Raw genomic sequence first — 17,344 nt, forward strand, 5'->3', positions numbered from 1 at the left:
CCCGCCGTCCGCACAGCCGGTACCGCCGAGGAGAAGCCGTCATGACGACTCGTGAGGTCGAGCACGAGATCACCATCAGCGCGCCTGCCGCCGCCGTCTACCGTCTCCTCGCCGAGGTGACCAACTGGCCGCGGATCTTCCCGCCCACCATCCACGTCGACCGCGAGGAGACCGGCGGCGACCAGGAGCGCATCCGCATCTGGGCCACCGCCAACGGTGAGCCCAAGACCTGGACCTCGCACCGCACCCTCGACCCCGAGGCCCTGCGCATCACCTTCCGCCAGGAGGTGCCGGCACCGCCGGTCGCCGCCATGGGCGGCACCTGGATCGTCGAACCCCTCGACGAGGGCACCTCGCGCGTCAGGCTCCTGCACGACTACCGGGCCATCGACGACGACCCCCACGACCTGCTGTGGATCGAGCGGGCCGTGGACAGGAACAGCACCAGTGAACTGACCGCGCTGAAGGAGAACGTCGAGCGCGTCCACGCCGCCGACGCGCAGGAACTGACCTTCTCCTTCACCGACACCGTGACGATCCACGGCTCGGCCAAGGACGCCTTCGCCTTCGTCAACGAGGCGGGGCTGTGGCCGCAGCGGCTGCCGCACGTGGCCCGTGTCCGCTTCACCGAGGACACCCCGGGCCTCCAGGAGTTGGAGATGGACACCCGCGCCAAGGACGGCTCCACGCACACGACGAAGTCCTACCGGGTCGTCCTGGGCCACCACCGCATCGCCTACAAGCAGGTCACGCTGCCGGCCCTGATGACCCTGCACACCGGAGTGTGGACCTTCGAGGAGACCGAGGACTCGGGTACCACGGCCAGCTCCCAGCACACCGTCACCCTCAACACGGACAACATCGCCCGGATCCTCGGCCCCGAGGCGACCGTCGCCGATGCCCGGGCCTATGTGCACGGCGCGCTCAGCACCAACAGCCTCGCCACCCTCGGCCACGCCAAGGACCACGCGGAGCGGAACCGCTGACATGGCCGGCGCCCCGCACCCTAACGGCCGGTCTTCGCGCACCGGGCCCGCCGAGACGGTCGACACCCAGGTGATCGTCGTCGGCGCGGGCCCCGTCGGCCTGCTGCTCGCCGGTGAACTGGCGCTGCGCGGCATCCAGGTGACCCTCGTCGAGCGGCGCCACGGCCCGACCACGGAGTCCCGGGCCTCCACCCTGCATGCCCGCACCATGGAACTGCTGGACAGCCGGGGTCTGCTCGCGGACCTCGGCAGCCCGCCGTGCGAGCCGCGCGGTCACTTCGGCGGCATCCCCCTCGACCTGACCCTGCCCGGTCCCTACCCCGGACAGTGGAAGGTGCCGCAGACCAGGACCGAGGCGGTCCTGGAGGAGTGGGCCCTCGGCCTCGGCGCCGACCTCAGATGCGGCCACACCCTGCACGCCGTGCGGGACCTCGGCTCCCACGTCGTGGCGGCCGCCACCAGCCGCCACGGCACCCGTGTCACCCTGCGCGCCGCCCACCTCGTCGCCTGCGACGGCCAGGACTCCACGGTGCGCAGCCTGGCCGGCGCCGGTTTCCCCGGCACCCCGGCCGCCCGCGAGCTGCTGCGCGCCGACGTCGAGGGCGTCGACATTCCGAACCGGCGCTTCGAACGCCTCCCCGGCGGCCTCGCCGTCGCCGCCCGCAACCCCGCCGGCGTGACCCGCGTGATGGTGCACGAGTTCGGTGCCGCGGTCCGCGAACGCGCCGGCGCCCCGGACTTCGACGAGCTGGCGGCCGCCTGGAAGCGCGTCACCGGGGAGGACATCACCGGCGCCACCCCGCTGTGGGTGGGCCACTTCGACGACGAGAACCGGATCCTGGCCCGCTACCGGCACGGCCGCGTCCTGTTCGCCGGGGACGCCGCCCACCGGCAGATGCCCATCGGAGGCCAGGCACTCAACCTCGGCCTCCAGGACGCCTACAACCTCGGCTGGAAGCTCGCCGCCGCCGTCGACGGCACCGCACCCGCCGCTCTCCTCGACAGCTACGACACCGAACGCGCCGCCGTCGGCGCCGCCGTCCTCGGCAACATCCGGGCCCAGGCCCTGCTGCTGCTCGGCGGCCCCGAGGTGGAACCGCTGCGCACGGTCCTCGCCGAACTCGTCGCCCACGAGGAGGTGCGTGCCCCTCTCGCCGCAATGATCAGCGGCCTCGACGTCCGCTACGACGTCGGGGGACCCGAGCACCCACTGCGGGGGGCGCGGCTGCCGCACGTGCGGCTGCGCGTCGGCGAGATCGTCTGCACCACGGCCGAACTGCTGCGCTCCGGGCGCGGGCTGCTCCTGGGTCTCGGCGCCCCGCCGCCGCGGCTCGACGCCACCGCGGCCGGCCGTGTCGACACGGTCACCGCGCACCCGGCCCCCGGCTCACCGCTCGAACGGACACCGGCCCTGCTGGTCCGGCCCGACGGCCACGTCGTCTGGGCGGGCGGCAGGGACGGGAACGGGCTCGCCGAGGCGGCCGGGCGGTGGTTCGGCATTGCCTGAGCCGTTCGTCCCCGGACCGGACACTTCCCGCCCTCGCACGCCCCCGCCGAGCACGGACCACTGAAGATGAGAGGGATTTGACCACCATGCAGGACACCACGATGGACGCCGACGTCATCGTCGTAGGCGCAGGCCCGACCGGACTGATGCTCGCGGGCGAACTGCGCCTGGGCGGGGCGGAAGTGATCGTCCTCGACAAGCTGCCCGAGCCCACCGGCCAGTCCCGCGGCCTGGGATTCACCGCCCGCGCGATGGAGGTCTTCGACCAGCGCGGGCTGCTGCCGCGCTTCGGGCAGGGCGAGACCCTGGAGGTCAGCCCCGTCGGCCACTTCGGCGGGGTCCAGTTCGACTTCACCGCCCTTCAAGGCGCCCACTTCGGTGCCCGCGGTATCCCGCAGAGCCAGACCGAGGCCGTCCTCGCCGCATGGGCCACCGACCTCGGTGCCGAGATCCGCCGCGGGTACGAGGTCCTCGCCGTCGCCGACGGCTTCCTGGACGGCGACCACGTCGAGGTCACCGTGGGCACCGCGGACGGCGTGCGGCAGCTGCGCGCGCCCTACCTGGTGGGCTGCGACGGCGGCAAGAGCACGGTGCGCAAGCTCGTCGGCATCGACTTCCCCGGGACCGAGGCCACCCGGGCGATGTTCCTCGCCGACGTGACCGGCCTCGACCTCAAGCCCCGCTACCTCGGCGAGACCCTTCCCAACGGCATGGTGATGGCCGCCCCGCTGGGCGAGGGCGTGCACCGCATCATCGTGTGCCCGCACGGCGCCGCCGCCCGCAGCGCCGACGACACCGTCACCTTCGAGGAGGTCGCCAAGGCCTGGGAGCACATCACCGGCGAGGACATCAGCGGCGGCGGCGCCGAGTGGGTCAGCTTCTTCAGCGACGCGACCCGCCAGGCCGCCCAGTACAGACGCGGCCGCGTGCTGCTGGCCGGCGACGCCGCGCACATCCACCTGCCCGCCGGCGGCCAGGGCCTGAGCACCGGCGTCCAGGACGCCGCCAACCTCGGCTGGAAGCTCGCCGCCGTCGTCACCTCACGCGCCGACGAGGCCCTCCTCGACACCTACCACGCCGAGCGCCACCCCGTCGGGCGCCGCCTGCTGATGAACACCCGCGCCCAGGGCATGGTCTTCCTCGGCGGCGACCAGGCCGAGCCGCTGCGCCGGATCATCACCGAGCTGACCGGCCACGACACGGTCCGCCGCCACCTCGCGGGCATCGTCTCCCACCTCGACATCCGCTACGACGGCATCGACGGCAGCGAGCCCGGCGACGGCGGGAGCACGCACCCGCTCCTCGGGCGCCGCCTCGGCAAGACGCCGCTGACCGGGCCCGACACAGAGACCGACACCTTCGCCCTGCTGCACGCCGGACACGCTGTCCTGCTCGACCTCGTCGGCGACCCCGGCCTGCGCGAGGCCGCCGCGCCCTGGGCCGGCCGCGTCGACGTCGTGACCGTCACCGCCCGCACGGCCGACCGCGGTGCCGTGTTCGCGGGCGCACAGGCGGTGCTGGTCCGGCCTGACGGACACGTCGCGTGGACCGGCGCCGGCGCCGTGGACGGCCTCGCCACCGCCCTCGCCCGCTGGTTCGGCGAGCCCGCCGGACACTGACGTACGCAGTGAGGGGTGCCGCCCAAACCAGCGGGCGGCACCCCTCACTGCTGCGCCAGAGCTACCGGGACTGTTCGCAGTGCAGCGGGCTTCAGCCCGGTGGTGAAGCGAATCTGAGAGCTGCTCTGACCTCAGCTGTGTGCACGGATCCGCATCGTTCACCTCAGCCCAGGTCAGAGCGGCCGGTTCTGCTGCTCGATGTACTGCTTCACGATGCTGGGCGGTGCGCCGCCGACGGAACCGGCGAAGTACGAGCCGGACCAGAGTCGTTGTGCCCGCCAGTAGTGGCGGACGAGGTCGGGGAACTCCTGGCGCAGCCGCCGGGAAGAGACGCCCTTGAGGCTGTTGACCAGCTTGGACACGGCGACCTTCGGCGGGAAGTTCACGAGCAGGTGGACGTGGTTGTTCTCGCCGTTGAACTCGACCAGCTCGGCCTCGAAGTCCTCGCACACGGCCCGCATGATCTCCTCGCACCGCGTCAGGTGTCGATCGGCGAAGACCTTGTGCCGGTACTTCGTCACGAAAACCAAGTGGACATGCATGCGGAAAACACAGTGACGACCAGTACGAACATTCTCATCAATACCCATAAACCAATTGTGTACCGTGATCCGCGTGCAGCTTCGGTACAGCTTCCGTCTGTACCCGAGCGCCGGTCAGCGCAGCGCGTTGGCGAGGGCGTTCGGGTGTGCGCGGGTGGTCTACAACGACGCGCTCCGCGCTCGGGAGACCGCCCGCAGCGAAGGCATGCCGTTCCCGAAGGCCGGGGACCTGTCGAAGGCGCTCATCACCGAGGCGAAGAACACCCCGGAGCGGGCCTGGCTCGGCGAGGTGTCGGCGGTCGTCCTCCAGCAGTCCCTCCGCGACCTGGACACCGCGTACAAGAACTTCTTCGACGGGCTCAAAGGCAAGCGCCCCCGTATGGGCGCACCCCGGTACAAGTCGCGGAAGGACACCCGGCAGGCCGTCCGGCTTACCGCGAACGCCCGCTGGTCGATCACGACCGGCGCAAAGCTGCGTCTGCCGAAGATCGGCGACGTCAAGGTGAAGTGGTCGCGGACGCTGCCCTCCGTGCCGTCGACGGTGACGGTGGTCAAGGACAGTGCGGGCCGGTACTTCGCGAGCTTCGTCGTGAAGACCGGCCCGGAGGAAGCCCTTCCCGAGGTCACACCCGAGCTGGGCATCGATCTCGGGCTCGGGCACTTCGCGGTCCTCTCCGACGGGACGAAGGTCGACAGCCCGCGCTTCCTGCGCCGCGCCGAGAAGCGCCTGAAGAAGGCACAGCGCGCCCTCTCCCGCAAGGAGAAGGGCTCCAGCAACCGGGACAAGGCCCGGATCAAGGTCGCTCGCGCACACGCGAGGGTGGCCGACGCACGCCGCGAGTTCCACCACCAGCTCTCCACGAAGCTGATCCGCGAGAACCAAGCGGTCGCCGTGGAGGACCTGGCGGTGAAGGGACTCGCCCGCACGCGCTGGCCAAGTCCGTCCACGACGCCGGATGGTCGGCGTTCGTGAACATGCTGGAGTACAAGGCCGCACGGTACGGGCGCACCTTCGTGAAGACCGGCCGCTTCGAGCCGACCTCCCAGGTGTGCTCGCAGTGCGGCGTGAAGGACGGCCCGAAGCCGCTGCACGTCCGTGTGTGGACGTGTGGGGCGTGCGGGTCGGTCCTGGACCGGGACATCAACGCGGCGGTCAACGTCGCCAAGGCGGCCGGACTGGCCGTGTCAGCCTGTGGAGCGCAGGTAAGACCGGGACTCGTCCCGGCACCGCGCAGCGAAGCAGGAACCCACCCGACACCGCAGCCTTCAACGCCGCGGTAGGCGGGAATCGCCGTCCTTCAGGGCGGCGAGGATGTCAACGGAGACTGGCCTCCACCACCGAGATCGCCGCGGGCGTCTGCACCACCCGCTCCAGCCGGAAGCCGGCCTTCGCCAGCAGTTCCCCGTACTGCCCGGCCGTCCGCTCCCGGCCGCCCACCAGCAGCATCAGCCACAGGTCGACCAGCTTCGAGGAGTGCGCGGCGTTCGGCTTGTCGGGCACGACCATCTCCATCAGCAGCAACCGTCCGCCCGGCCGCATAGCGGCCCGCACGTTGCGCAGGATGCGCAGGGCCTGCTCCTCGGGCCAGTCGTGCACGATGTGCTTGAGCACATAGGCGTCCCCGCCCCCGGGCACCGGCCCGAACAGATCGGCGGACACCACCTCGCACCGGTCGGCGACCCCCTGCCCGGCCAGGTAGTCGGCCGCACCGTTCTCGTCCACCCGGGGATCGGCCAGGATGCCGCGCACGCCCGGCGACTTCCCCAGGATCCCGGCGAGCAGCTCGCCGCGGCCCGCGCAGAAGTCGACGACCGTGCCGAAGCGCGAGAAGTCGTACGCCGCGAGAACCGGCTCGGTCTCGGTGGCGGACATCGCGCCCATGCCCTTCATGAACACCTCGCCGTACTCCGGCTTGGCCTCCATGAACTCGAAGGCGGTCATACCCCGCAGCTTCGGCAGGCTCGGCTCGCCGGTGCGCACCGCGTCGACGAAGTGCGACCAGTCCTCCCAGTGGATCGGGTGGCCCATGAGCCGGGCGATGCCGCGCATCGACATCGGCGCGTCCTCGAGCAGCGCCGCCCCCATCGGGGACATCTCGAAGGAGCCGTCCCCGCGCTCGGCGAACACGCCGTTCGAGGCGAGCAGCCGCATCAGCCGCTGCAGGGTCTGCGGATGGGCGCCGACGCGCTCGGCGAGCCGTTCGGCGGACAGCGGACCGTCTCTCAGCGCTTCGGCCACGCGCAGTTCCGCGGCGGCGTAGAGGGCCTGGCTGAGCATGGCGCCCTGGACCATCTCGAGCAGCGAGAACGGTGCCGGGGCCAGCTTGCGTGCCAGCCGCTGCAGACCGGTACGCACGCCTTCGACGACCCGCACGACGCGGGCGGGCGGCAGGGGCATGGGTTCCTCCGTGGTGGGCGGCGGGCGGCCGGACGGCTTGCCCGCGGGCGGGCGGGTCGACGCGCAGCGGACGCGACGGTCCGCGTGCACGAAGGACACCAACGGTCCGGCGGCGCGCACGGGCCGCGCTCGCAGCCGACTCGAGCGGACGTCGCGGCCCTCCAGTTGGTCCCCACCCGCGCTCCGGGGGCAGTCGAGGCAGCCCGGTGACGATCGGGACCGTCCGGCTCGGCTTGGCCGAGCAGAGTCCCGGAGGGGGCCGATCCCGTGAAGAAGCTTGCTTCGTCCGCCGCGCTGTCGGAGCGCGCCGATCGCATCGCCGCACGCTCTCGCGCCGGCAACTGGAAGAAGCCCCCGCGACGCATCGAGGCGTCCGAGTGCATCACCTGCGACAGCTGCCTGCGCGGCTGCCCCGCGGAGTTCGGCGCGATCTTCGACCGGGGCCTGGACGTGGTGATCGTCCCGGAGCTGTGCTCGGGCTGCCCCGCCTGCGTGCTCGAGTGCCCGGTCGACTGCATCTACGTCGACGAGGACTGGACCCCGACCGACGACGCGCTGTGGAACCACGTCGAACTCACCGCCGCGAGGGCCGCATGAAGGAGCCCGCGGGGCGCCCCGAATCCCGCCGCGCCGCCAACGCGAGGAAGCGAATCAGCCGCCGTCCCAGCCGGCTCGGCACCCCCGCCGGCAGCACGGCCAAGCCGGACCGGGTGAGCGACCCCGACGCGGGGTTTTCCGGGCTGCTGCGACGCGTGTGGCGACGGGCGAGCGAGGCCGGGGACCCGCGAGCCGCGCTCGACGTCCTGCTCACCCTCGACGGACACGTCCCCGCGGACGTCCCGTTGCGGGCCCTGAACCGTGCGGAACAGGCGGCCCTCCTCGCGCTGTTCGGCCTGAGCTGGCGTGACCCGGACGACCTCGGTGACAGCCCCGCCGACTCGCCCGGGGCCCGTGCGGCAGCGCCCGCGCGATCGGCCTCCCGTCTGTCCGGACGCCCCGCCTTCCTCGGCGAGATCGGGCTCACCACCAACGGCCGCATCGCCCTGCGCACGCCCGGCGCCCGCCCCCTGGACCCCCGCGACCTGGTCGGCGGAGTGCTCCGCGTGCCGTACGACCGCGCCGCGCTCGCCGCCTACCGGCGCGAACTCGAGCGCGCCCGGCAGCACAGTGCCGACAGCGTCGCCGACTGCCGCTTGTGGCTGGCCGGGCAGGGTCCCGAGGGCCGGGCCGCGCTGGTCGACCAGGCCCGGGAGGCGGCGCTGCGCACCGCACCGTTCGTCCTCCACCAGGAGGACACGCAGTACACGAACTTCCGGGGGCAGAACACGCTGACCGGCAAGACCCTGTGGCCCGGCCACCCCGACTGCGCGCTGAGCGCGCTGCAAGACCTCCCGTTCGACCTGTGGTCGGACCAGGACGTCCAGCTCGTCGTCTGCCTGACCCTGCTCATCCACTCGGCCGGCTTCGGACGGATCGAAGAGGCCAACGGCACCCAGCTGACCGTCGACCACGTCGCGTACACGCTGGAGCGGGTGCGCCGCGCCTACAACGCCGTACCCGGGCCCGAACCCGTGCCCGCGGCGGCCTCGCGGCGCGTCGCCGACCTGGACCGGCTCGCCGTGGCGCTGCGCGAGCGACGCCGGGAGCTGGGTGGGCGCGCCCAGTTGTACCGCGAGATCCACGGGGTCCTGATGCACAAGGTGGAACGGGTGGCCGCTCCTGCGGGGCCCGTCGCCGGGGCCCGCGAGGACGCCGTCGCCGAACGCCTGCGCGCGAGGCTGCCGCTGGCCGGCGGCACGCTCGCCGAACTCGGCCGGGAGCTGGCCGCCGCGCCCGGCTGGCTCGCCGAACCGCACGGAGCCTTCGGCACCGGCCTGGAGTCCCTGGTGTACGAGACCGTGGCCGCCACCGTCGACGCCTTCGGTGCCGACTTCGCGATGAGCCGCGGCATGCGCTCACTGCCGGACCTGGTGCGCGCGCTGCGCGGCGGGAGCTGGGCGGAGATCTGCGACTGGGACATCACGCACTTCTTCTGCTGCGTGGTGCCGCGGCCGGCGGCCGCCGCCCACTTCGGCGGCTCCGAAGCCGCACTCGCCGACGCCGCCTGGGCGATGTCCTCGCGCATGCAGTACAACTCCTGGCACTTCGTCGCCGGCAATCTGCCCAGGGTGCCCGAGGTGGTGGCCCGCGACCACTTCGTGCCGCCCCTCATCCCGGACGTCGCGTTCTTCTCGGACCAGCACCACCACGGGCACGTCAGCAACAACGTGCGCTTCTCGCTGCGCTCCCCGCAGTCCGTCGAGGTCGACGGCCGCCGCTTCGACGGCTTCATGGACCTCAGACTGCTGCGCTGCGCCGGGGACCCGTTCGGCGAGCAGGACCTGCTCGCCGCCCACCGGGTGTCGGGGTTCATCGCCCGCGCCACCTCGCTGGCCGCCGGGCTCGTCGCCGCCGGAACGGACCTCGAGGTCACCGCGTTCGACGCCGGCTGGCACTGGAGCGCCGTCACCGGCCGGCAACCCGCGTCCGCGGCCGGCCAGGAACGCCGAGCGTCGTGAAGGGAGACCGATGACCGCCCACGGCGTCAGCCGCACCAGGGAACTCCTGCGGCGGGGCGAGGTGTCCGCCGTCGAACACACCGCCGCCGTCCTGAGCGCGGCGCGCGAGCGCGACACCCTCGAGGCGTACGTGGCCGTTGCGGGCGAGGAGGCACTGCGCGCCGCACGGCGCGCGGACGCCCGTATCCGGGAACTCGGCGCCGACGCCTGGCGGACCATGCCGCTGCTCGGGACCACCGTCTCCGTGAAGGACCTGCTGCAGACCCGTCACCTGCCCACCCGGCGGGGCTCGCTGCTGCCCAACGACCGTCCCCGTGAGGATGCGCCCGCGGTGGCCCGGCTGCGCGCCGCCGGTGCCGTCGTCGTCGGCAAGACCGCCACCTCCGAGTACGGCTGGAGCGCCTCGACGGTCAGCCGCGTCGCCCCGCCCACCCGCAACCCCTACGACCCCCGCCTGACCGCGGGCGGCTCCAGCGGCGGCGCCGCCGCCGCCGTGGCGACGGGCCTGTGCGACGCGGCCCTCGGTACCGACGGGTCCGGGTCGATCCGGATACCGGCGGCGTTCTGCGGCGTCGTCGGCTTCAAGCCGTCCCTCGGCCGCATCCCGTACGTGCCCAACAGCGCCGACCGTCTCGCCCACCAGGGCCCCATCGCCCGCACCGTCGCCGACGCCGCGCTGCTCGCGCAGGTCATGGCCGGTCCGCACCCGGCCGACCCCGACTCCGGCCTCGGCTCCCTCGACGCGCCACGCACCGCGCGGGCGCTGCGGATCGGCTGGATCGAGTACGACGGCACCGCCGGCGAGGTCCGCCGCGTCACCGAACAGGCCCGCCTGGCCCTGACGGACCAGGGACACCTGGTCGAGGACGTCGAGGTGCGCTGCACCCACCTGTACCCCGCGCTCGTCGACCTCCTCGCCGCCTCCGAGGCGGCCGGGGCCCGTCCCGAGGACGACGAGCGGGCCGACCCCGGCCGCCTGGCGGTGATCCGGCACGGACGCACCCTCGGGGGCGCCGACGTGATCCGTGCCGAGGAGGTCCGCCAGAACCTGCGCGCCACCCTGCGCACGGTCATGGACCGCTACGACATCCTCGCCATGGCCACCGTTGCGGTCGAGCCGTTCGCCGCCGACGCCGTCGGTCCGCCCTGGGCGGCCGATGCCCGGGACCTTCAGTGGCTGGCCTGGGCACCCGCCTCGTACCCCTTCAACATGACCGGCCAGCCGGCCCTGTCGCTGCCCGCCGGACTCACCCGCGCCGGCCTGCCGGTGGGTGTCCAGCTGGTCGGTCCGGTCGGCGCCGACGACCTGGTCGTGCAGCTCGCCGGACGCCTGGAGGCCGACCTCGGCACACCGGTCCCGCCGGGCGCGCGCGTGCCGGAACCCGCGATCGCCCGATGACGCACGCCCGTGGAAAGGACGTTCCCATGTACGCCAGGTCATGGTCCTCGCCCGCAGCGCAGGGCAGTGTCGGGCAGCCTTCGTTCGTGGCCGATCACGGGCTGTGGGACGAGGCCCGGACCGCCGCGGCCGAGCGGGTCGAGGCGAGCCTCGCCGGCCTCGACTTCGTGCGCCTCGTCTTCGGCGACCCGCACGGTCTGGCCCGTTCCAAGACCCTCACCGCCGACGCGTTCCGCACCGTGCTGCGCAACGGCATGAACTTCAGCCCCGGCCCGTTCGTCTTCGACACCGGACACGCCGTCGCCGTCGACTTCCTCGGCGACCACGGCATCGGCGTCGACGAGATCGCCGGCGCCGGGAACTTCGTCCTGGTCCCCGACCCGCTCACCTTCCACCCGCTGCCGGGCGGCGACGCACGCACCGCCTGGGTCATCGGGGACGAGTACCTGCGCGACGGCAGCCCGCACCCGCTCTCGTCGCGGACCGTGCTGCGGCGCGTCGTCGACCGGTACACCGAGCGGGATCTCGCGCCCGTCCTCGGCCTCGAGGTCGAGTGGTACCTCACCCGGCGCCTCGACGACGCCCCCGGCAACACCGGCAACGGCTTCGGGCTGCAGGGCGGGGCACCGCGCGTGTCCGCCCTGAACGCCGGCTACCAGTTCAACCTCGACGCGTACTACGACACCGTCGCCCCCCTCACCGACCCGCTCGCCCTGCACCTGCTCGCCCTCGGCCTGCCGCTGAGGTCGATGGAGCACGAGTCGGGGCCCGGCCAGGTCGAGACGACGTTCGCCCCGATGTCCGCCCTGGACACCGCCGACGCGATGCTGCTCTTCCGCACGGTCACCAAGAGCTGGTGCGCCCGACGCGGACACCACGCCTCCTTCATGTCGCAACCGCTCCTGGACGCCGCCGACCCCAGTGGCTGGCACCTCAACCAGTCGGTCACCGACCTCACCACCGGCACCAACCTCTTCGGCACCGAAGGCCCCTCCGGCGGGCTGTCCCCGCACGGCAAGGCGTACGCGGAGGGGCTGCTGAACTGGGCCCGCGAACTGTTCCTCCTCTCGGTGCCCACCGTCAACGGCTACCGGCGGCTCGCCGCCGAGCACACCCTGGCGCCCACCCGGCTCGGCTGGAGCGAGGAGGACCGCAGCGCCATGCTCCGCGTCGTCGGCCGCGGTGCCGGGGCGCACATCGAGAACCGGATCGGCGAGCCGTGCGCCAATCCGTATCTCGCCGTCGCCGCCCAGCTGTTCGCGGGCCTCGAGGGGATCGCTGCGCCGGCCGCACCCGTGGAGGCCGCCGGGGCCGCGGTGCCGGGCGATGCCGGCCTCGTACCGCAGGGGCTGCGCGAGGCCCTGGACGCCTTCCGCGCCGGCCGTGCCGCCCGGCTGCTCGGCGACCCGCTCGCGGCCTGCCTGGCCAAGCTGAAGGAGAGCGAACTGCGCCGCTTCGAGGCCTGGTGCCACACCTGCCCGCCGGCGCCCGGACAGGTCACCGAGTGGGAACAGCGCGAGTACTTCGGCGCCTACTGACCCCCCGCCCCCCAGACGAAGGGCGTCGCATGATTGCCCGCTACACGCTGCCCGACATGGCCCGCCTCTTCGACGACCGCACCCGCTACGCCACCTGGGCGCGGGTGGAGATCCTCGCCTCCCAGGCCCAGGCCGACCTCGGCCACATCCCCGCCCGGGCCGTCCAGGACATGCGCCGTGCCCGCGTACCCGACCCCGAGCGGGTCGCGGAGATCGAACGCGAACGCGACCACGAGGTGCTCTCCTTCCTCGCCGCCTGGTGCGAGGACATCCCCCAGCCCTCCGCCCGCTGGGTGCACCACGGCATGACCAGCTACGACCTCGTCGACACCGCGCTGGGCCACACCCTGGCCCGCGCCACCGACCTGCTCACCGCCGCCGCCCTGCGCCTGCGCCGCGTCCTGACCGGCCGCGCCCTGGAGCACTGGGACACCGTCATGGCCGGCCGCACCCACGGCATGCACGCCGAACCCACCACGTTCGGCCACAAACTCGCCACCCACGCCTTCGCCGTCGACCGCAGCCTGCACCGGCTCGCCGCCGCCCGCCAGGCCGTCGCCGTGGGCACCGTCTCCGGCTCCGTGGGCACCTACGCCCTGATCGACCCGCGCGTGGAGGAACACGTCCTGGCCGCCCTGGGCCTGGCCGCCGAACCCGCACCCAGCCAGGTCGTCGCCCGCGACCGCCACGCCCAGCTCCTGCAGGCCGTGGCCACCCTCGGCGCCTGCGTCGAACAGATCGCCCTGGAACTGCGCCTGCTGCAGCGCACCGAGGTCCGCGAGGTCGAGGAACACCGCACCGGCGCCTACCAGGGCTCCAGCGCCATGCCCCACAAACGCAACCCCACCACCAGCGAACGCCTGTGCGGCCTGGCCCGACTGCTGCGCGGCTACGCCGACACCGCCCTGGAGAACGTCGCCCTGTGGCACGAACGCGACCTCGCCCACCAGAGCGTGGAACGGGTGATCCTGCCCGACAGCCTCTGCGTCGGCCACTTCCAGGTCACCAGGGCCGCCGACCTCGTCGACTCGCTCACCGTCGACGCCGACCGCATGCGCGCCCACCTCGATGACACCGGCGGCCTCCTCTACAGCTCCGCCGTCCTCGCCGACCTCCTCGCCGGCGGCACGGAACGCGAACACGCCTACCGCAGCGTGCAGGCCGCCGCCCACCGCACCCTCGCCGGCGGCGAGGACTTCGGCGCCGCCCTGGCCGCCCACGGCATCCACACCACCGCCCTGGCCCCCGAGCGCTACCTCACCCACCACGACGTCATCCGCACCCGACTGGAGAAGCTGCATGAGCTGGAAGACTGAACGCGTCACGGGCGCCGCCCTCGACCTGGACGAGGCCCTTCGCGTCTACCGCGACTCCGGCCTCGGCGCCCGCCGCCCCCTGGCCGACCGCGCACGCTTCGCCGCCATGCTCGCCGGCGCCAACCTCGTCCTGGCCGCCCGCGACGAACAGGGCACCCTGCTGGGCCTGGTCCGCGCCGTCTCCGACTTCTCCTACGTCACCTACGTCAGCGACATCGCCGTCGTCCGCGCACACCAGCGCCTGGGCATCGGCCGCGCCCTCATCAACGCCACCCGCGACGCGGCACCCGCCGCCAAACTCGTCCTGCTGTCCGCGCCCGCGGCCGCCGGCTACTACCCGCACATCGGCTTCACCCGCCACGAGTCGGCCTGGGTCCTCACCCCCTGACCGGCACGCCGCCCAGACGGCCAGCAGGGCTGTACCGGCACTCCACCGCGCGTGCCTAGATTCACCCCCCGGGGGCCGCCCACGCGCCCGCGGCCCGCCGTACCGGACCCCCCGGGGGAGGCATGACCCACACACCGGCACAGGCCTTGCTCGCCGCCCGCCCGCCCGAGCGTGCCGCCCCGCGGACCGCGGGCGGGCACGAGCCGGCCGCCGCCCACGCGGCGGCGGCCCTCAGCCGGCCCTCCGGGCGCCGCGTCCTGGTCGTCGACGCCGACACCGGCAGCGCCGACCTGCTCCTGACCCAGCTGCGCCGCCACGGCCACCACGCCCTCGGCGTACGCCGCGGCGGCGACGCGCTGCGCGCCCACGAGGACGCCGACCTGGTCCTCCTCGACCTCGAACTGCCCGACCTGGACGGCCTGGAGGTCTGCCGGGCCCTGCGGGCCGTCAGCCGGGTGCCCGTCATCATCGTCACCGCCCGCGCCTCCGAACTCGACTGCGTCCTGGGCCTGCAGGCGGGTGCCGACGACTACGTGGCCAAGCCCTACGGCCTGCGCGAGCTGATGGCCCGCATCGAGGCCGTGATACGCCGCGCCGAGTGGCAGCCCGCCGCCGCCCGCGAGATCCGCCACGGCCTCCTGCACATCGACACCGGCTCCCGCGAGGTCCTCGTCGGCGGCGAGGAAGTCGCCCTGACCCGCAAGGAGTTCGACCTGCTGTGCCTGCTCGCCTCGCACCCCGGCACGGTCGTCCCCCGCAAACAGCTCCTCCAGCGCATCTGGGGCGACTCCTGGTCCCGCCGCACCGTCGACACCCACGTCAGCAGCCTGCGCGGCAAACTCGGCGACAGCGGCTGGATCGTCACCGTGCGCGGCGTGGGCTTCATGCTGGGCAGCCCCCAGCCCGGTGCCCGGCCCTGAAGGCCCGAGAACGGGGACCGGGCGGTGCGTGCCGCCGCTGGATCTTTCCGGCCGGCGCAGCATGTGCGGCCGCGCCCGCGGCCGGTGCGCGTCACAGGGACGCCAGCCAGAGTGCGGCCGCGTCCGGGTGGCCGAAACGGAAGGTCTCCACAGGGGCGAAACGGGGATCGCGCAGGCGGCGCCCGACTTCGCGGCGGCGGGCCGCGTGCTGGGACCAGGCCCACAAGTGGATGTGCCCGCACCGGTGACGCCCACCGCCAAGACCCGTCCCACGGGTGCACGCCAGCGCGGAGACCGGAACGTGGTCACAGCTGCGGCAGCCGGTCCGCCGCCGTGGGGGAGCGGCAACGCTCGAGCCGGAAGAACTGAGCCCACCCCACCCCGGGGCGGCCCGGTGATCCGGCCCCGGGGTGGGCCGTGCGGCAGACCAGGCGCCGGCTCGGCGGGCGGCCGCACCACACCTGCGCCGCCGTCGAGGACGGCCTGTGACCCGTACCCCCCAGCGCGGCTGGGCGGGCACTTGAGGAGTTCTCAAGCCGGTCTCATGCGCCGCCGCCGACCCTGAGTGAGGCGTGATCACCAGAACGCGCCGTTCCGCTCACACCCGTTGGGGAGACCAGCCATGCAGATCCGCTCGCGTCTGACCAGGTCCGGCCTGCTGGGCGCCGCCACCGTCGCCGCCCTCGCCTTCACCGCCGCCCCGGCCTCCGCGGCCCCGGCCGTGACCGCCACCCCCGCGGCCGGCCTGGCCGACGGCCAGTTGGTGACCGTGTCCGGCACCGGCTTCCCGGCCGGCGCCGAGGTCGCCGTCTCGCAGTGCCGGGAGGCCACCACCTGCACCGACACCCTGGCCAGGGCCACCGTCGGAGCCGACGGCACCTTCCGCACCCCCTACACCGTGCGCCGGCAGTTCACGGCCACCGACTGGAGCACCGGCACCGGTTCCACCGTCACCGTGGACTGCGCCGCACAGGCCTGCCAGCTGGTCGCCTACCTGGAGGCCACCGGCCCGGTCGGCACCGGCATCTCCTTCTGACCGCCCGGCAGGCCCGTGCGCGGACCCGGGCCCGCCGGCCGGTGCCGCGACCGGCGGGCCCGGGCGGGCCGGGGGCGTTCACGCCGGCCGGGCCGGGGCGCGGGAGTCCGGCGGCGCCGGCCGGCCCGCACACCACGGCAGCCCGCCGGCGCCGGCCGCTGCCCGCCTGCGGTAGTCCTGGACGCTCATGCCGGCCAGTTCGGCGAAACGGGCGGCGAGGACCTGCGCGCAGGGGCAGCCCACGGCCCGGGCGAGCTGCGCCGTGCCCAGCTCGCCCTGGCGCAGCAGTTCCATCGCCCGCTCCACCCGCCGCACCGTCACATAGGCGTACGGGGACAGGCCGTAGGCCTCCCGGAACCGCGCGGCGAGCAGCCCGGCCGGCAGGCCCTCCGCGCGGGCGAGTGCCTCGACGTCCAGCGGCCGCGTACTGTCCCGGTCGATGCGGTCGCGGACGCGGCGCACCTGCGCGAGGTCCCGCAGACGCTGCGCGGCGCACATCGCCTGCCGCCATCCCGGATGGCACATCACGCGCCCCCTCGCCCGGTGCCGCCGGTGGCGCGGGGCACCTCCCGGATACGGACCAGGTTGCCCGCGGGATCGCGGACCGCGCACTCCCGCACCCCGCCCGCGCGCCGTGCCGGCTCCTGGACGATCTCCGCGCCGGCGGCCTGCACCCGGGCGAACGTGGCGTCGAGGTCGCCGGTGGCGAGGACGATGAGACCCCAGGTGCCCTTGGCCATCATCTCCAGGACACGGCCGCGCTCGGCGTCGGTGACCTGCGCGCCGGCCGCCGCCGGCGCCAGCAGCAGGGCGGTGTCCGGCCGGCCGGCGGGAGAGACCGTGATCCAGCGGGTGCGGCCCCGCCCCACGTCCTGGCGGACTTCGAAGCCCAGGACGTCCCGGTAGAAAGCGAGGGCGGCGTCCGGATCGTCGTGCGGCAGGGAACTCGTATGCAGGCGGAGGTCCATGACCGCACGCTAGCCGCGCCCCGGCCCGGGCGGCTTCTCCGTTCCTGACGCCTTCCCCCGGCCGCCACCTGGACGGGTCGTGCAGCGGGGCGCGAGCCGGACTCGAGCACATCCCCACCGGTGCGAGCCATCCTGTTGAGCCGACCGGCCCGGGAGAGGTGACTGTGGA

The 17,344-nt window shown here is 73.8% G+C and carries 15 protein-coding genes and 1 pseudogene; 12 read left to right on the plus strand and 4 right to left on the minus strand.

Going from position 1 to position 17,344, the window contains the following annotated elements:
* Nucleotides 1-41: 41 nt before the first annotated feature.
* From OIE75_RS40260 to OIE75_RS40270, 3 genes are all read left to right on the plus strand, one after another.
* Nucleotides 42-986: an aromatase/cyclase gene (locus tag OIE75_RS40260; RefSeq protein WP_307017476.1), complete on the plus strand. Its 945-nt coding sequence runs from the start codon at nucleotides 42-44 to the stop codon at nucleotides 984-986.
* 1 nt (nucleotide 987) lies between these two features.
* Nucleotides 988-2,493, plus strand: a complete 1,506-nt coding sequence (locus tag OIE75_RS40265) for an FAD-dependent oxidoreductase (RefSeq protein ID WP_329468938.1) — start codon at nucleotides 988-990, stop codon at nucleotides 2,491-2,493.
* Nucleotides 2,494-2,594: 101 nt separating this feature from the next.
* Nucleotides 2,595-4,112 carry an FAD-dependent monooxygenase gene (locus tag OIE75_RS40270; protein ID WP_443078434.1) on the plus strand — a complete coding sequence of 506 codons (1,518 nt, stop codon included), beginning with the start codon at nucleotides 2,595-2,597 and terminating at the stop codon, nucleotides 4,110-4,112.
* 173 nt (nucleotides 4,113-4,285) lie between these two features.
* On the opposite strand, the gene tnpA is transcribed toward OIE75_RS40270, so the two are convergent.
* Nucleotides 4,286-4,702 carry an IS200/IS605 family transposase gene (gene tnpA, locus OIE75_RS40275; RefSeq protein ID WP_329468936.1) on the minus strand — a complete coding sequence of 139 codons (417 nt, stop codon included), beginning with the start codon at nucleotides 4,700-4,702 and terminating at the stop codon, nucleotides 4,286-4,288.
* A 25-nt stretch (nucleotides 4,703-4,727) separates the two neighbouring features.
* Here tnpA and OIE75_RS40280 point away from each other — a divergent pair.
* A pseudogene (locus tag OIE75_RS40280) lies at nucleotides 4,728-5,935 on the plus strand (RNA-guided endonuclease InsQ/TnpB family protein).
* A gap of 34 nt (nucleotides 5,936-5,969) precedes the next feature.
* Here OIE75_RS40280 and OIE75_RS40285 read toward each other — a convergent pair.
* Entirely contained in the window at nucleotides 5,970-7,052 is a 1,083-nt protein-coding gene (locus tag OIE75_RS40285; protein WP_307017486.1) for a methyltransferase, read from the minus strand.
* Nucleotides 7,053-7,319: 267 nt separating this feature from the next.
* Here OIE75_RS40285 and OIE75_RS40290 point away from each other — a divergent pair, with 267 nt between their 5' ends.
* From OIE75_RS40290 to OIE75_RS40325, 8 genes are all read left to right on the plus strand, one after another.
* A complete protein-coding gene (locus OIE75_RS40290) occupies nucleotides 7,320-7,649 on the plus strand; it encodes a 4Fe-4S dicluster domain-containing protein (RefSeq protein WP_307017489.1) in 330 nt (109 codons plus the stop codon).
* Nucleotides 7,646-9,610, plus strand: a complete 1,965-nt coding sequence (locus OIE75_RS40295; RefSeq protein ID WP_329468935.1) for a hypothetical protein — start codon at nucleotides 7,646-7,648, stop codon at nucleotides 9,608-9,610. The genes OIE75_RS40290 and OIE75_RS40295 overlap by 4 nt, the downstream gene beginning before the upstream one ends.
* A gap of 10 nt (nucleotides 9,611-9,620) precedes the next feature.
* On the plus strand, nucleotides 9,621-11,009 hold the full coding sequence (locus tag OIE75_RS40300; RefSeq protein ID WP_307017493.1) for an amidase: 1,389 nt from the start codon (nucleotides 9,621-9,623) through the stop codon (nucleotides 11,007-11,009).
* An 86-nt stretch (nucleotides 11,010-11,095) separates the two neighbouring features.
* Nucleotides 11,096-12,547: a glutamine synthetase family protein gene (locus tag OIE75_RS40305; protein WP_329468934.1), complete on the plus strand. Its 1,452-nt coding sequence runs from the start codon at nucleotides 11,096-11,098 to the stop codon at nucleotides 12,545-12,547.
* 29 nt (nucleotides 12,548-12,576) lie between these two features.
* Nucleotides 12,577-13,863 (plus strand): adenylosuccinate lyase, encoded by a 1,287-nt coding sequence (purB, locus tag OIE75_RS40310; protein WP_307017497.1) that lies wholly within the window; start codon nucleotides 12,577-12,579, stop codon nucleotides 13,861-13,863.
* A complete protein-coding gene (locus OIE75_RS40315; RefSeq protein WP_307017499.1) occupies nucleotides 13,847-14,251 on the plus strand; it encodes a GNAT family N-acetyltransferase in 405 nt (134 codons plus the stop codon). Before purB ends, OIE75_RS40315 begins: the two co-directional genes overlap by 17 nt.
* A gap of 122 nt (nucleotides 14,252-14,373) precedes the next feature.
* Nucleotides 14,374-15,171 carry a response regulator transcription factor gene (locus OIE75_RS40320; RefSeq protein WP_329468933.1) on the plus strand — a complete coding sequence of 266 codons (798 nt, stop codon included), beginning with the start codon at nucleotides 14,374-14,376 and terminating at the stop codon, nucleotides 15,169-15,171.
* A gap of 622 nt (nucleotides 15,172-15,793) precedes the next feature.
* Nucleotides 15,794-16,207, plus strand: coding sequence for an enediyne antibiotic chromoprotein (locus tag OIE75_RS40325; RefSeq protein ID WP_329468932.1), 414 nt, complete (start codon nucleotides 15,794-15,796; stop codon nucleotides 16,205-16,207).
* Nucleotides 16,208-16,285: 78 nt separating this feature from the next.
* Here the strand turns inward: OIE75_RS40325 and OIE75_RS40330 are convergent, their stop codons facing one another.
* Entirely contained in the window at nucleotides 16,286-16,732 is a 447-nt protein-coding gene (locus tag OIE75_RS40330) for a helix-turn-helix domain-containing protein (protein ID WP_307017505.1), read from the minus strand.
* Complete coding sequence (locus OIE75_RS40335) at nucleotides 16,732-17,175, minus strand: VOC family protein (protein ID WP_307017507.1); 444 nt, start codon at nucleotides 17,173-17,175, stop codon at nucleotides 16,732-16,734. The genes OIE75_RS40330 and OIE75_RS40335 overlap by 1 nt, the downstream gene beginning before the upstream one ends.
* Nucleotides 17,176-17,344 lie beyond the last annotated feature (169 nt).

It is taken from the genome of Streptomyces sp. NBC_01723, assembly GCF_036246005.1.
Taxonomy (GTDB): domain Bacteria; phylum Actinomycetota; class Actinomycetes; order Streptomycetales; family Streptomycetaceae; genus Streptomyces.